The sequence below is a fragment of the Exiguobacterium sp. s127 genome, assembly GCF_018618695.1.
Lineage (GTDB): Bacteria > Bacillota > Bacilli > Exiguobacteriales > Exiguobacteriaceae > Exiguobacterium_A > Exiguobacterium_A oxidotolerans.
The window spans coordinates 1-15620 of sequence record NZ_JACSMO010000006.1 but is presented as its reverse complement, the minus strand read 5'-3'; the positions used below and the strand labels follow the sequence as shown (position 1 = coordinate 15620).

11 protein-coding genes and 4 riboswitches are annotated in these 15620 nt (G+C 49.4%); all 11 genes read left to right on the top strand.

Annotation, left to right across the window (positions count from 1 at the left end):
* Positions 1–24: 24 nt before the first annotated feature.
* Positions 25–126, bottom strand: a riboswitch (SAM riboswitch).
* Positions 127–330: 204 nt separating this feature from the next.
* Positions 331–433, top strand: a riboswitch (SAM riboswitch).
* Positions 434–509: 76 nt separating this feature from the next.
* The 11 genes from mtnK (at position 510) to KNP98_RS09315 (ending at position 15328) form a co-directional block, all read left to right on the top strand.
* The gene (gene mtnK, locus KNP98_RS09365; RefSeq protein ID WP_214770506.1) at positions 510–1679 is read left to right on the top strand and encodes an S-methyl-5-thioribose kinase; all 1170 of its coding nucleotides are present in this window, start codon (positions 510–512) and stop codon (positions 1677–1679) included.
* The gene (gene mtnA, locus KNP98_RS09360; RefSeq protein WP_214811266.1) at positions 1676–2722 is read left to right on the top strand and encodes an S-methyl-5-thioribose-1-phosphate isomerase; all 1047 of its coding nucleotides are present in this window, start codon (positions 1676–1678) and stop codon (positions 2720–2722) included. Before mtnK ends, mtnA begins: the two co-directional genes overlap by 4 nt.
* Positions 2723–2741: 19 nt before the next feature.
* Positions 2742–3821 (top strand): sugar ABC transporter substrate-binding protein, encoded by a 1080-nt coding sequence (locus KNP98_RS09355; RefSeq protein WP_214811264.1) that lies wholly within the window; start codon positions 2742–2744, stop codon positions 3819–3821.
* Positions 3818–5335 (top strand): sugar ABC transporter ATP-binding protein, encoded by a 1518-nt coding sequence (locus KNP98_RS09350; protein WP_214811262.1) that lies wholly within the window; start codon positions 3818–3820, stop codon positions 5333–5335. Before KNP98_RS09355 ends, KNP98_RS09350 begins: the two co-directional genes overlap by 4 nt.
* Complete coding sequence (locus KNP98_RS09345) at positions 5335–6360, top strand: ABC transporter permease (protein WP_204251417.1); 1026 nt, start codon at positions 5335–5337, stop codon at positions 6358–6360. Before KNP98_RS09350 ends, KNP98_RS09345 begins: the two co-directional genes overlap by 1 nt.
* Positions 6361–6729: 369 nt before the next feature.
* On the top strand, positions 6730–7686 hold the full coding sequence (locus tag KNP98_RS09340; RefSeq protein WP_029332575.1) for an AAA family ATPase: 957 nt from the start codon (positions 6730–6732) through the stop codon (positions 7684–7686).
* Positions 7683–8765, top strand: a complete 1083-nt coding sequence (locus KNP98_RS09335; protein ID WP_088836260.1) for a DUF58 domain-containing protein — start codon at positions 7683–7685, stop codon at positions 8763–8765. Before KNP98_RS09340 ends, KNP98_RS09335 begins: the two co-directional genes overlap by 4 nt.
* On the top strand, positions 8762–10834 hold the full coding sequence (locus tag KNP98_RS09330; protein ID WP_214811260.1) for a DUF4129 domain-containing transglutaminase family protein: 2073 nt from the start codon (positions 8762–8764) through the stop codon (positions 10832–10834). Before KNP98_RS09335 ends, KNP98_RS09330 begins: the two co-directional genes overlap by 4 nt.
* A gap of 37 nt (positions 10835–10871) precedes the next feature.
* Positions 10872–10973, top strand: a riboswitch (purine riboswitch).
* 129 nt (positions 10974–11102) lie between these two features.
* Positions 11103–12623: a glutamine-hydrolyzing GMP synthase gene (gene guaA, locus KNP98_RS09325; RefSeq protein ID WP_088838417.1), complete on the top strand. Its 1521-nt coding sequence runs from the start codon at positions 11103–11105 to the stop codon at positions 12621–12623.
* 160 nt (positions 12624–12783) lie between these two features.
* Positions 12784–12885, top strand: a riboswitch (purine riboswitch).
* Positions 12886–13019: 134 nt separating this feature from the next.
* Positions 13020–14324, top strand: coding sequence for an NCS2 family permease (locus tag KNP98_RS09320; RefSeq protein ID WP_029332579.1), 1305 nt, complete (start codon positions 13020–13022; stop codon positions 14322–14324).
* 92 nt (positions 14325–14416) lie between these two features.
* Positions 14417–15328, top strand: coding sequence for a proline dehydrogenase family protein (locus KNP98_RS09315; protein WP_051667367.1), 912 nt, complete (start codon positions 14417–14419; stop codon positions 15326–15328).
* Positions 15329–15620: the final 292 nt, after the last annotated feature.

The window sequence follows — 15620 nt, the reverse complement described above, 5'->3', positions numbered from 1 at the left end:
AGACCATGAAAAATTGCGCGTGGACTCTTATCTGTCAGCGTGTTAGCTGCAAGAATTAGCACCGTGCCAACTGGTCGGTTGCTGCGACATCATAGGGCTCGTCCCTCCGTCTGCTCTTGATAAGAATTGGATGAAATTGTGAAATCTAATTGCAATTTTTACATGAGATGGACGTGATGTCAAATAATTTTTTGAAAATTTATTTTTTTTGAAATCCGCTTCTATAGATGGCGGTCTTTTAAATGGTTTTTCACTAAAAATTGGAATTGACAGATGATTTAAGACGGGCGTAATATTCGAATCAACATCGAACACAACAACCACATATGACTCTTATCGTGAGTTGGCAGAGGGAATTGGCCCGAAGACGCCGCAGCAACCGACCATCCGGCACGGTGCTACATCCAACAGACATTCGTCTGAGAGATAAGAGGACGGATGATACCCCGCGCCTCTTTTCTATGACGAAAAGCGGCGTTTTTTTGTGTAGAAATGAAGGGGGAAGCAAGATGGCATATCAAGCATTTACAGAACAAGACGCCATTAAACGTGTCCGGGAACTCGGACTGATCGGACAGGAAGAAGCGACGGCAGAAGAAATCGGCGACGGGAACTTGAACTTAGTCTTCCGGATTCAGGCAGGGAAAGAACGTTTGATCTTGAAGCAGGCATTACCTTATGCAAAAGTCGTCGGGGAAAGCTGGCCCTTGTCACTCGAGCGGGCCTGGATCGAACAGTTGGCACTGAAGGAATTCGCAAAATACGCGACGCCATTCGTTCCACGGGTCTTTCATGCGAGTCATGAAGAAGCGTATACAGTGATGGAGGACTTGTCGCACCTGCAAATCGTTCGGACGGGATTGCTCGCAGGCGAAACCTACCCGCTCCTTGCTGAGCATGTCGGTTCTTACTTGGCGCGGACGTTATTTTTCACGTCAGATTTTGCGCTCGGTCCAGTCGGAAAAAAGCAGGTCGCACGTGACTATTACAACCCGGATTTATGCGACATCACGGAAAAGTTAATCTTTACGGATCCGTTTTACGACGCGGAAACAAACAATATCGAGAGCGGCTTGGAAACAGACGTACAGCAGCTCTGGCAGGACGAAAAACTGAAGCGGGAAGTGGCGAAGCTCGAAACGTTGTTCATCACGAAAGGGGAAGCCTTATTACACGGGGATTTACATACAGGAAGCATTTTTGCTTCGGCGGGCGAAACGAAAATCATCGATCCGGAGTTCGCTTTTTACGGACCGTTCGGGTTTGATGTCGGTCAGTTCATTGCCCACCTCTGCTTTGCGGCGTATCCGAACTATGCTGAGTTGCGGGAGACGCGGGTGAAGGATATCGATACGTTCTGGCTGACGTTTGCTTCGACGTTCACGGCACTTTGGGAACGGGAAGCCGTCGAACCGTTCCGGACGGTACCCGGGCTTGTCGATGATGTCCTCAGTACAATTCTCCAAGACGCGCTCGGTTTCGCCGGTTGTGAACTGATCCGGCGGACGATTGGTTTGGCACCGGTCGCTGATTTGGAACAAATTCCGGATGCTGCGACGCGCCTTGAACGGAAACGTCATGCGTTACGCCTCGGGACGGCATTGATTAAACGGCGCGGCGAATGTAAGACGTTTACCGATCTCCGGAATTTTGACGTGACGGAGGAATTGAGCCGATGAGCGAGTTTATCCGTAGTGTCATCTATGAGCGGGCGTGCTTAAAGATCCTTGATCAGACCCGTCTCCCGCAAGAAGAACGGTACGAAGTCATTCATGATTTGGCGCAAGCGGTTGAGGCGATTAAACAACTTCGTGTCCGGGGGGCGCCGGCAATCAGTCTGTTCGGTGGATTCGTCCTCGTGCAGGAAGCGTTCCGGACGACGGGATCGCTTGACGAGGTCAAACAAAAACTGTTGACGGTATCGGCGGAGTTACTGGCGACCCGGCCGACCGCCGTCAATTTGCGGAACGTACTCGATGCGCTCAATCAGCTTATCCTTTCGAGCACAACGCTCGAGGAACTGCCGAAACGTCTGGAACAAAAAGTAATTGCCCTTTATGAAGCCGATGCCAAGACGTCACGGCAAATCGGTGTGCATGCGTTGGAGCTGTTTCAAGCGGGAGACCGGGTGTTGACGATTTGTAACGCCGGATCGATTGCGACAGCGGCGTACGGGACGGCACTTGCCCCGTTTTATCTTGCGAAGGAACAAGGCATCCCGTTATCCGTCTATGCGTCGGAAACCCGGCCTTTGTTGCAGGGGGCGCGCTTGACGACATGGGAGCTGCAACGGGCAGGGATTGACGTCACCTTGATCACGGACAATATGGTCGCACATACGATCAAGGAAAAGCAGATCACCGCCATCATCGTCGGCGCGGACCGGATCACCCGTAACGGGGATACGGCCAATAAAATCGGGACGTTCCAGCTGGCGTTACTCGCACGTGCCTTCGGGATTCCGTTTTATGTCGCCGCGCCGCTGTCGACGTTTGATGTGACGAGTTTATCAGGTGACGAGATTGAAATTGAAGAACGCGATGCTAGTGAAGTGACGCAACTGGCGGGGAAAGTAACGGCACCAGCCGGAACAAAGGTCTTTAATCCGGCGTTTGACGTGACACCGCACGAGCTCATCACGGCGATCATCACGGAACTCGGCGTCATTGAACGGCCGAGCGTGGAAACGATCGAACAGGCGATTGGACAAAAGGTCATCTAAACAGACAGGAGAGATCGAGATGAAAAAATTAGCATTCTTACTCGCACCGGCGGTCTTGCTGGCTGCTTGCGCCAATAGTGAAGCGACACCGGCGAAAAAAATCAGCGGTGTGCCGGAAAGTGTCCAAGGCGACATCAAGATTGCCGTCATCCGCAATCTGGCGTCCGATGATCATACGAAACAATTTTTAGACGGTGCCCGTTCGGAAGGGGAGGCGCTTGGGTTTAAGGTCAACACGTTCATTTCCGAAGGCAATGACGTCAAGTTCAAGGAACTGGTGGCGCAAGCCGTTCAGCAGGATTATGACGGACTGATCATCTCGCACGGAAAAGAAGATTATGCCTACGACATGATTAAACCGGCGATCGACAAAGGGATTCAGGTCGTGACGTTTGATACGGTGACGAAGAAAAAGGACCAGACGTTAACAGGCATCACGGAGACGTTCCAGGATGATCACAAACTGGCAGAACTTTCACTCGATGAAGTGACGAAAGTGAAAGACGACAAGCCGGTCCGGGTCATCAAATTGTGGTTCGGTCCGGGGTTTGCACCGCTTGACCGCCGTCAGGAAATCTATAAGACGTATGAAGCGGACGGCAAAATCAAGACGCTTGAAACGGTCGGACCGACGAATTTCCAGGATGTCCAGGGCGATATCGCGACGAAGATGAACGCGATTCTCGCGAAATATCCGAAAGGGAGCATCGATGCCGTCTGGGGAGCCTGGGATGAAGTCGCGAAAGGCGCCTATAAATCCTTAAAAGACAATAAACGTCAGGAAATCCCGTTGATTTCAATCGATGTCTCGAATCAGGACATCAACCTGATGCGTGAGAAGGGAAGCAACTGGGTGTCGACGAGTGCCGTTGATCCGCATTTGATCGGACAGACGGACATGCGCCTGCTCGCGAAAAAACTCGCCGGTGAAAAAACACCGGACAGCTTTGATCTGGACGCTAAATTAGTCGAGCAAAAGGCGCTCAAAGCCGATACGACGATGTACAATCTCGATACGATCATCAAGGGCTGGAGCACATCCGAGAAATTCAATGAACCGTGGATGGAAAAACTGCGGAAAGCGAATGCTGCGAAATGACGCATCTGGACACGACGAACCGGCTCGAGATGCGTGGGATTTCAATTGAATTCCCCGGTGTCAAAGCGCTTGATGCTGTTGACTTTTCCGTCCGCCGCGGGGAAATTCATGCGCTCGTCGGAGCGAACGGCGCCGGTAAGTCGACGCTGATGAAAGTATTGGCGGGAGCGCATGCGGCGTATGACGGGACGATTTCGTTTGAAGGTGTGCCGTTGACGATCGATTCGCCGCGTGCCGCGAAACGGGCGGGAATTGAAATCGTCTACCAAGAAGTCGATACGGCATTGATTTCATACTTGACGGTCGCAGAAAACATTTGCCTCGATTTGTTGACGAACGGACAGCTCAAAGGGGTCATCCGGCAACGCCGGTTGGAACAGATTGCACGGGAGGCGCTCGGGAAACTCCAGTCTTCGATTGATGTCCGGCAACGGGTCAGTGAACTGCGCCTTGCCGACAAACAGTTGGTCTTGATTGCCCGGGCACTCGTCCAAGACAGCCGTTTTTTAATCCTGGATGAACCGACGGCGCCGCTCAGTCAACGGGAGACGGAACGTTTGTTTCGCATCATCAGGGAACTCGCGACACGCGAACAATTGGGCGTGATTTTCATCTCACACCGCCTTCAGGAATTATTTGAAATCTGTGAATCGATTTCCGTCATGCGTGACGGAAAACTTGTCGCCCGCCAAGCATTAGCCGGGCAAACGAAAGAGACAATCGTTGAACAGATGCTCGGAAGACGTTTGCAACAGACGGACCGGCAAACCCGAACCGTCGGGCAAGCTTTGCTCGAGCTCAATCAAGTGATGGTCCCGGGTGAATTCAATCAGCTGTCATTGACGGTTCATGCAGGTGAAGTGATTGGAATTGCCGGACTTGTCGGAGCGGGAAAAACCGAGCTCTGTAAGACGATTTTCGGAGTGACTCCGACTGTGGCGGGACAGATTCGGATAGCCGGCGAACCGGCGACTATCCGGTCGCCGCACGAGGCAGTCAGACACGGGATTGGTCTGGTCCCGGAAGAACGCCGGAAAGAAGGCATCCTTGTCACGGATCCGATTTATCAAAACATGACCGCGGCAAGTCTCAAACAATTCGTCAATCGGTTCGGTTGGGTCAAGACGGGAACGGAACGGACTGCCGCCAACGCTATCATCAAACGATTGGCGATCAAATCAACGGATGAAACGCAACGCGTGGAAGGATTATCCGGCGGGAACCAGCAGAAGGTCGCGATCGGCAAATGGCTCCTCGCCGATGCTGCGGTCCTGCTGCTCGATGAACCGACAAAAGGTGTCGACGTCGGGGCGAAACGGGAAATCTTCGACGTGATCGATCAACTGGCCGGACAGCAAAAAGCGATTCTGTATGCGTCCAGTGAATTCGATGAATTGCTGGCGGTGACGGACCGGATTTATGTCATGTATGACGGGAAAATCGTGTTCGAGACGAATACGTCGGAGACGACGGAAGACCAATTACTGCTGTATGCGACAGGGGGGATGACTTGATGAACGAGGTACTTCACGAACCAACGACGGAATCAAAACCAAACACGGAACGACACGCATCCGGTAAACGGTTGTTACGCTTTTTGAATGACTGGGGGATCGTCCTCGCAATCCTTGCACTCATCGTCTTTTTTGCCGTGACGGCACCAAGCTTTTTACAGGGCGCGAACCTGATTAATATTTTGCGCAGTATCTCGATTGTGACGATCATCGCAATCGGGTTGACCGTTTCGCTGACCGTCAACGGTTTTGATTTATCGGTCGGTTCGACCGCGACCTTTGCCAGCTCGCTCGTCGTCTCATTTTTTGTCTGGTACAGCCTTCCGCTTGGTCTGTCGATCGGCTTGGCGATTTTAATTGCCTTAAGCGTCGCGCTGGTCAACGTGTTATTGATCGTCAAATTCAAGATTCCCGACTTGTTTGCGACGCTTGCGACGATGTTCATCTTTGAAGGGGTGGCGATGACGTATACCGGCGGCGGATCAATCAGTGCCGGGATGCCCCGTCTCGACGGAACACCGACAGTCGGGATGATTCCGGAGTCCTTCCTAAAAATCAGTCAGGCACCGTGGATCATCCTAATCATGCTCGCCGTCGTGGCAGTGACGCATCTGTTTTTGAACCATACACGACACGGCCGCTTCTTATACATCATCGGCGGAAACCCGGAGGCGGCACACTTGACGGGAATCCCGGTGCACCGTTACCGGGCACTGGCCTATGTGATTGCCGGACTACTCGCGGCAGTCGGAGGAATCCTGCTTGCGTCGCAGGTTGGATCGTCACAGATTAATGCCGGATCCGGCTATTTGATGCCGGCAGTCGCGGCTGCCTTCATCGGTTCATCGTTTGCCGGACAAGGGAAACCGAACGCACTCGGGACATTAGTCGGAGCCTGCTTAGTCGGGATTCTTGAGAATGGGCTCGTTATGTTATCTGTTCCGTATTACTCATTGAATATTATTAAGGGGCTTGTCCTTGCACTTGCTTTAGCAACGACGTATTACCGGTTTCGAAAAAAATAATTAAAAAACAAGGTTTAACTTCGAATAGATTCGGTAATATTCAATATATGAAAGGATGGTGATGCACATGAATGATTATCAATGTAGAGGGAACGATCGCATGTCGCTTCGAGTAGAAGAGGATCACCGGACTTGACGAACGGAATAAGTTTATAGACACGGATTGTACCCGTGTTTTACGTGCACTCTGCACGAATCAAGAACGGTTTACGGCATGTAATCGTTCCTGAAACACAAAGGGGAGTCGCTTTGCGGCGCCCCCTTTTTTGTGCGTATTGAGAGACTCATATGCCTTTCCAAAGGGACTACGGGTATGAGAAGATAGAAAGAGTCAGAAAATTCAACTACTAAAGAGCAAGGGGCCTGACAATGCGAACATACACAAGAGAGATTCAAGCAATCATCGACAACGTAGAAAAAGTAATCGTCGGTAAGGAAGATGTTATTACACAATCGTTAGCAGCGCTACTTGCCGGAGGACATGTCTTACTTGAGGATGTACCGGGGGTCGGGAAAACGATGCTCGTGCGCGCATTCAGTCGCTCAATCGGCCTGACTTTTAAGCGTGTTCAATTCACACCCGATTTACTCCCCTCGGATTTAACGGGTGTTTCGATGTATAACCAAAAAACAAGTCAATTTGAGTATCGTCCGGGTCCATTGATGGGCAATATCGTTCTCGCGGATGAAATCAACCGAACCTCTCCGAAAACACAATCGGCGTTACTGGAAGGGATGGCGGAAGCAAATGTAACGGTGGACGGAGAAATCCATACGCTTCCGAATCCCTTCTTTGTCATGGCGACGCAAAATCCGATTGAGCATGAAGGGACATATCCATTGCCGGAAGCACAACTCGATCGCTTTTTAGTCAAAGTCAAGATGGGCTATCCGGATTTTCAGCAAGAGATGAAGTTGCTGAATCGATTCGAACGCGATGAACCAATCGACACGCTCGAATCGGTCATCGGGCGCGATGAATTGTTACGGATGAAGGAAGAAGTCAAGGAAGTCCACGTTTCACAACCGGTTAAAAAATATATCGTTCAGCTCGTCCAGGCCACGCGTGAGCATGCTTCGCTTTACCTTGGAGCCAGTCCGCGTTCATCGATTGCTTTAATGAAAGTCGCGCAAGCCTGGGCTTATATGGAAGGGCGGAAATTCGTATTACCCGATGACGTGAAACACCTGTTGACACCCGTCTTATCACACCGGTTGATTTTGACGGCAGATGCTCGCTACCACGGACAGTCGGCTGAACGGGTATTGGAACAGGTGAAAAAAGAAGTTGCGGTGCCGATTCAACACGACGTGGAGTCTTTATGAAACGGTGGCAAATCGGCTGGCGTTATGCCGTCCTGCTCCTGATGGTCACGGCATTGTGGATTTACGCCCGTGTGGATGGTGGAAATGTAGCCTCGTTACTGTTCTACGTCATGGCAGGTTTGACTGTCTACTGGACGATTTTTTTAATCTGGCCCGTGACGAAAGCCGTCGCGACGCGAGAAGTTTCGAATAAGATGTTGATTGCCGGGACGGACATTCCTGTCGTTTTACAAGTTAGACGAAAATACCCTTTTCTTGTCGGGACCGTCGAAGTAACAGAGGAAGTACCGGAAGCATTGAGTGCGGAGCGTTTAGACATTCGGCGCTCGTTACGTGCCCATTACCGGAAGACGGAACAGATTGAATATGTCATTCCATCGATTCGTCGTGGACTGTATCAGATTCCTGGTTGTGTGATTGAAATTACGGATCCGTTCGGTGTATTCATGCGAAAAAAACTCTACCCGGTCGAAACATATCTCGCGATAGAACCGGCACGGCTCGCGACGCAGTTGCCACATGAAGACGATCGGGGGGACGGCGGAATTTCGCCCGTCTCGCTCGATTTGCGGCAGTCATCCTTTACCGTCGTTGGAGTCCGGGAATATGTCAGTGGCGACCGGATGAACCAGATTGATTGGAAGGCAACGGCGAAACGCCAAGGTTTGATGACGAAGACATTTGAACGGGAACAAGAGCGGGAAACGACAATTGTTTTTGATGAAGGAACGGTGAGTGATGCGCAGTTCGAACGGAGCATTTCGATGCTTGCCGATGCGACCGATCAACTCAACAAACGGCGCTTGAATTACCGGATCCATCTCGTCGGTCATGCTGTCCAGTCCCTGTCTCTACCACTTGAAGGGGCGAAGCTGACACATTATTTGATGACGGCTCAACCGAGTCGGACCCGGTCCTTCATTGAGTCGTGGGAGTATTCCTCAAAAGCATTACGTCTGAGTGGAAACGTCCTCTTCATCACGCCGGACCTTGAATCGAATAACGAAATGTGGATGTCTAAAATCAGACAGGAAGCGACCGTGCATGTCTATACGCCGGAAAGGAGGGGGAGCCGATGAGTCGACGACTGATTTGGAACTTACTCGCGGCGTTACTACTTGCGAGCTTCATGCCCCCGCTACTGGAACTGACGACGTTTGACAGCATCGTTCCTTTCTTGCCGCTTCTTTTGACACCACTCCTGCTATCGCACGTCCGAAGACGGTGGTTTTTAAGTGGCAGTCTACTTGCTTTGATGGTGTCTTTTTACTTCATCTTGACACCGGAAGAAGCCCCGTGGCGACTATTAGGTGAAATTACGGATGATGTATCACGTGTCATCAATGGGGAGTTGCCGGGACGACCGGCCTTCGCCTTATCGATCGGTCTAATTAGCTTTTTAATCGGCTACCTTGGTCGCCGAACCTTCCCGAATCGGGGATTTGTTGTTGGGTTGACCGTCGGTGTGATCGGTTTCATCGCCTATTGTGACACATGGACGGATTACTCGGGTGACCAGTTCATCTTGTATCCAATCCTCCTGGCATTACTTTTGTTGTATGCGACAGAAATCAATGAACGACCGACTGCCTCTTACGTTCGGCCGATTAGTGCCTTGTTGATTATCGGTGTAACGATCGTTGCGGCACTGCAAAGTCCGGTCATCACAGCGACGTGGCAAAACAGTTGGTATGACTGGACGTCACGTTTTGAAGGAGAAGGTACATCGACGAATGCGATTCAAAAAGTCGGATACGGCTCGAACGATGAACAGCTCGGTGGTCCATTCCAAATGGACGACCGGGAAGTTTTTCAAGTCGAGAGTGAAGGGAATCGTTACTGGCGGGTCGAGACGAAGGACGTCTACACCGGTAAAGGTTGGATTTTATCGGAGTCAAGTCCGGAGATTAACGGGCGTGGTTTCTTCTCGCACTTTGGCGATGACGTCGAGACACGTGAAGAGAGTGCGACGTTCAAGTTGGCTCGTGAGTTGCCGTTTGTCCCTTACAATGGAGATAATGTGCGCTTGACGGCAGCTGATCAACGACAAAATCTTTTAATCAACCCGGAAAATCAAAAAATTTCGTATCTTGACGATGCAACGCGCCAACAAAATTATCAGATTCAGTACGCGTATCCACTGTTTACTGAAAAACTACTCCAAACGGATGAACCGGTAAAACTTTCAGAAATGGAACAAGATCGTTACCTGCAACTGCCGGGAACATTACCGGACCGGGTTCGTGATTTAGCGGCTGAGATCGTTGCTGATGAAGAAACACCGTGGGAGCGCGCGAAAGCGATTGAAAATTACTTCGAGCAAGAAAACTTTGAGTACAATACGGAAGATGTTGCTGTCCCGGCAGAAGATCAAGACTATGTCGATCAATTCTTGTTCGAGACGAAGCTCGGTTATTGTGATAACTTTTCGACTTCAGCAACTGTGTTACTACGGGCGGCTGGATTACCGGCACGCTGGGTAAAAGGATTTACAGGTGGCGAATCCGATGTCATCGGTTCTGCTGTCACGAGTTATACGGTCCGAAACAAAAATGCCCATTCCTGGGTCGAAGTCTACATCGAAGGACCGGGTTGGGTACCGCTCGAGCCGACTGTAAGTTTTGACGGTACAGGGCAATATACGATCAATCAAGAGACTGATAACGAAACGGAACAATCAAATCCGCAACGGGATACAGAGACAGATACGGAAACGGCAACACCGAACCGTCCGCAGGAAAATCTTCTCGATGACGCCCAAGCGACGACAGCGAATCAGGCGGAAAAACGTTCGATTCCCGTCTGGCCGATCATTGGTGCGTTGCTCGGTCTTGTGTTCCTCTATCTGTTTAGAAAACCAATCAGACGAACGGCCGCAATTCTCTTCTTCCGTAGCCAAATCAAACGACCGGAAGGATTCAAACGGATGTATCGCTTCTTGCTCCGACGTCTCGATAAACAAGGGTTCAATTATAAGGATGGACGGACGCTCGCGGAACTTGCACATGAAGTCGATGGGTATTACGAAACGTACGCGATGCGCCCGTTGACGGATGCCTATGAACGGATGATTTATGGTGGTGAAACGTTGTCGCTCGAAAAGAAACGTGAATATTTCGAAAATATGATTCGTCGCGTAGAGGGTTGATATTTTTGAATTGATACAGTTACAATGAGAACAACGTAAATCATACATGCATCTCCTTTGTATATACTCGCGGATATGGCGCGAGAGTCTCTACCGGGTCACCTTAAACGACCTGACTATGAAGGAGCAGACCCTTCGTATACATTTTTTTGTGAAGCGGCCTGCTCTTTTTCCATTTATTCATGGGGGAAGAGTGGGTTTTTTTCATAGGGGTACGCATGAAACTTGAAAGGCGGGAATAGATTTGGAAGCACATTTGGACCAAGAAATGATCCTCGTCCTCGATTTTGGAGGTCAGTACAACCAATTGATCACACGACGCATCCGTGATCTCGGAGTTTACAGTGAACTGCATTCGCACAAGATTACGGCAGCAGAAATCAAAGACATCGCACCAGCGGGTATCATCTTCTCCGGTGGACCACGCAGTGTCTACGCAGAAGACGCGTACCGCTGTGATCCGGAAATCTTCGAACTCGGAATTCCGATCTTTGGTATTTGCTACGGCATGCAATTGATGTCGCAACACTTCGGTGGGACAGTCGAGCGTGCCGGACACCGGGAGTACGGAAAAGCGACATTGACGCTGAACGATCCGTCCGCGATGTATGCAAACTTACCACTCGAGCAGACGGTCTGGATGAGCCATAGTGATCTCGTCACAACGGTTCCGAACGGTTTCGTCGTCGATGGGACAAACGTTTCCTGCCCGATCGCTTCCATCAAAAACGAAGAGTTAAAAATGTATGGTGTTCAGTATCATCCGGAAGTCAACCACACGATGTTCGGCAAAGAACTCTTGAAAAACTTCCTGTTCGAAGTCTGTCAGTGTACAGGCGACTGGTCGATGGAGAACTTCATCGAAATCGAAATCGCGAAGATTAAAGAAGAAGTCGGCGACAAAAAAGTTCTTTGTGCCCTTTCAGGCGGTGTCGACTCGTCTGTCGTCGCAGCACTGATTCATGCGGCAATCGGTGACCAATTGACATGTATGTTCGTCGACCACGGTCTCTTACGGAAAGGGGAAGCGGAAAGTGTCATGAAGACATTTGCCGATCACTTCCACATGAACGTCATTAAAATCGACGCGCAAGACCGTTTCCTGAACAAATTAAAAGGGATTTCAGATCCGGAGCAAAAACGTAAAATCATCGGTAACGAATTCGTTTACGTCTTCGACGAAGAAGCGTCAAAATTGACGGATATGGACTTCCTGGCCCAAGGAACGCTCTATACGGACATCATCGAAAGCGGAACGGATACGGCACAAACGATTAAATCACACCACAATGTCGGTGGATTGCCGGAAGACATGCAGTTCAAGTTGATCGAACCGATCAATACGTTGTTCAAGGACGAAGTCCGTGCACTCGGTAAAGAACTTGGTTTGTCGGACGAAATCGTCTGGCGTCAGCCGTTCCCAGGACCCGGTCTCGGCATTCGTGTCCTCGGTGAAATCACAGACGAGAAACTTGAAATCGTCCGTGAATCTGATTTCATCCTCCGCGACGAAATCAAAAAAGCCGGTCTTGAACGTGAAATCTGGCAGTACTTCACGGTCTTGCCACCACTTCGTTCAGTCGGTGTCATGGGTGACGAGCGGACATACGACTATGCAGTCGGCATCCGTGCCGTTACGTCAATCGACGGCATGACGTCGGACTGGGCACGCATCCCGTGGGACGTGCTCGAGAAGATTTCCGTCCGGATCGTCAACGAAGTCCAGAATGTTAACCGCGTCCTGTACGATGTAACGTCGAAACCACCGTCAACGATTGAATGGGAGTAATTTTATGGCTCTTCTTCCCGAGGAATTAGGAAGAAGAGTTTTTTGTGACGCTTTCAAAACCGAACGTTCGGATAAAATACGACCTTAAATTTCGTTTTTATGGTTGACCGTGCATTTTGAGCATGCTACGATGTGTCTGTTCTTATTTTAAATCATCTACTAAAAAAACAAAAAATAATGCCGTATAATTCTGGGGATATGGCCCGGAAGTCTCTACAGGAACACCTTAAAGGTTCCTACTACGGCGTGCACTGATTCTAGTGTGCGCTTAAAGAAACGGCTTTTACCGCTTAGGTAACTGCCGTTTTTTTCGTTTCTTGAGACGGCTTATTTGGAAAGAAGGCAACCATGAGCACACAGATGAAACCGCAACAACCTAAACAAAAGGAGAACGCGATCGCGCGATTCTTCGACTTCGACGGACTCGGTACGAACATGCGGACAGAGTTTATCGCCGGTATGACAACATTCTTCGCGATGGCGTACATCTTATTCGTTAACCCGAATACGTTAGCAGACGCCGGGATGAATCCTGGTGCTGTCTTCGGTGCAACGGCGCTTGTTGCCGTCATCGGTTCAGTCACGATGGGCTTACTCGCGAATTATCCGATTGCTCTCGCACCCGGTATGGGACTGAACGCGTTCTTCGCCTACAGTGTCGTCATCGGAATGGGGATCCCGTGGGAAACGGCGTTATCCGGTGTTTTAGTATCGGGTCTTGTCTTCATGGTACTCACGGCATCAGGAATTCGTGAAACAATCATCAATGCGATTCCAGAACCACTTAAAATGGCAGTTGCTGCCGGAATCGGTTTATTCATCGCCTTCATCGGTTTGAAAACAGGTGGAATCGTCGTCGCAAACGAAGCGACGCTCGTCTCACTCGGTAACTTGGGTCAAGGGACAACATTGCTTGCTGTGTTCGGTTTAGTCGTTTCAGCGATCTTAATGACACGCGGAATTAAAGGCGCCATCTTCTTCGGAATGATTTTGACGGCAATCGCGGGAATGATTTTTGGATTGATTCCTGTTCCGTCAAGCCTTGGGGAAATCGTTTCAGCTCCACCGAGTATCGCACCGACATTCGGACAAGCGTTCCTTCACTTCAATGAAATCTTTACTGTCCAGATGGCAGTCGTCATCTTAACGTTCTTCTTCGTTGATTTCTTCGATACAGCGGGAACACTCGTTGCCGTCGCGAACCAAGCAGGATTAATTAAGGAAAATAAAGTTCCGCGTGCAGGACGCGCATTGATCGCTGACTCAACAGCAACAGTCGCGGGTTCAATCCTTGGAACATCAACAACGGTTTCATACATTGAATCAAGTGCAGGTGTCGCAGCAGGCGGTCGCTCAGGAATGACGGCAATCGTAACCGGCTTATTCTTCGGACTTGCCTTATTCTTCTCACCACTTCTCGCCGTCATCACGGCGCCGGTCACAGCACCGGCACTCATCATCGTTGGTGTGTTAATGGCATCCTCACTTCTCCAGATTGATTGGAAAAAGTTCGAGTATGCAGTTCCAGCCTTCTTGACAGTCATCATGATGCCACTTACGTATTCGATCGCAACGGGAATCGCATTCGGGTTCTTATTCTATCCAATCACGATGATCGCGAAAGGTCGCGCGAAAGAAGTGCACCCGATCATGTACGCTATGTCACTCGGGTTCCTAGCATACTTCATCTGGTTACACTAATTTTTCTTATTAAGCTGACGTCTTTCTTCTATATAGAAGAAAGGCGTTTTTTTTATGGAGAGTAGGGAATCAACAAACAGGAGGTGATGAACGTGTTGGAAAAACTAACAGGTCCGATATTCGAACGACTCGCTGTTGATAAACGTCTTATTCGTGTGGCCCGAGCAGTCGGCTTACCTTTAGGGGGAACATTATTCGTAGGAGGGCAAACAATCGATGAGACGTTCCGAACAGTCCGGACGTTGAATGCGCAGGGTCGGGCAGTCACGATTGATTGTTTAGGAGAGTTTATTCACAGTGTGCAGGATGCAAAGGCAATTGCGGATGAATGCATTGATGTTTTGTACCGATTAGAGAAAGAACAAGTGGATGGACAAATTTCATTAAAGTTAACATCCGTCGGCGTGCGGTTAGATCCGGAACTCGCCCTCATGCAGATGGAACGTATCCTTGAAGTCGCACTTCAGCTGAATCGCCGGGTGACGATCAACATGGAAGAGTACGAAATGACTGAGTCGATTTTGAAAATTTTCCGTGTGCTTCAGTTCTCTTACCCGAACCTTGGTGTGGCGCTTCAAGCAAATCTGCACCGTAGTCGTTTTGACTTAGATCAACTCGAACCAATGACCCGGATCGTAAAAGGGGCATATACGGGGTCGAAGGAACATTACATCGAGGATAAGGCGATGGTAGATGCCAACTATCTTCTATTAGTAAAACAGAATTTGATGAAAGGACGTTATACGCAAATCGCGACACATGATGACGATATGATTGAGGAACTACTCGACTTTATTCGACAAGCTGACATTTCAGATGAGTGTTTTGAATTTCAAATGCTTCAAGGGATGCGACCGCAACGTCAGAAAGAGTTGGTCAATTCAGGATATCGTGTTGTCGTGTATGTACCGCACGGAGTAGACTGGTATACATACTTGATGAGACGTCTGGCTGAACGACCTGCAAATATCGGGTTTACTTTATTGAGTATGTTAAGACTCTGATGCTGTATGTAAAACGCAAAACAAGCTTTTGTAAAGTTTTTTTAAAATAATGCTTGTGTTTGTCGAATTTTGTTGTTATATTAATAAATGTTCCAGCGAGACGCCTTTTATAAACGGTTTGTTGGGGCTGAAAAATCTTTTCAAAAACACGGTTGACATAATCAAAACAACCTGTTAATCTATTAAAGTCGCTAATACGACATGACGAACTTTGAAAACTGAACGATGAGGCAAAAAACGTATCTTCGGATACAAACAATGAATGAAGCGCAAGCTTCGTCAACGTGACTTT

Excerpts from the sequence above, each read along its gene's own strand:
- mtnK (WP_214770506.1), top strand. The coding sequence starts at position 510 with ATGGCATATCAAGCATTTACAGAACAAGACGCCATTAAACGTGTCCGG.
- mtnA (WP_214811266.1), top strand. The coding sequence starts at position 1,676 with ATGAGCGAGTTTATCCGTAGTGTCATCTATGAGCGGGCGTGCTTAAAG.
- KNP98_RS09355 (WP_214811264.1), top strand. The coding sequence starts at position 2,742 with ATGAAAAAATTAGCATTCTTACTCGCACCGGCGGTCTTGCTGGCTGCT.
- KNP98_RS09350 (WP_214811262.1), top strand. The coding sequence starts at position 3,818 with ATGACGCATCTGGACACGACGAACCGGCTCGAGATGCGTGGGATTTCA.
- KNP98_RS09345 (WP_204251417.1), top strand. The coding sequence starts at position 5,335 with ATGAACGAGGTACTTCACGAACCAACGACGGAATCAAAACCAAACACG.
- KNP98_RS09340 (WP_029332575.1), top strand. The coding sequence starts at position 6,730 with ATGCGAACATACACAAGAGAGATTCAAGCAATCATCGACAACGTAGAA.
- KNP98_RS09335 (WP_088836260.1), top strand. The coding sequence starts at position 7,683 with ATGAAACGGTGGCAAATCGGCTGGCGTTATGCCGTCCTGCTCCTGATG.
- KNP98_RS09330 (WP_214811260.1), top strand. The coding sequence starts at position 8,762 with ATGAGTCGACGACTGATTTGGAACTTACTCGCGGCGTTACTACTTGCG.
- guaA (WP_088838417.1), top strand. The coding sequence starts at position 11,103 with ATGATCCTCGTCCTCGATTTTGGAGGTCAGTACAACCAATTGATCACA.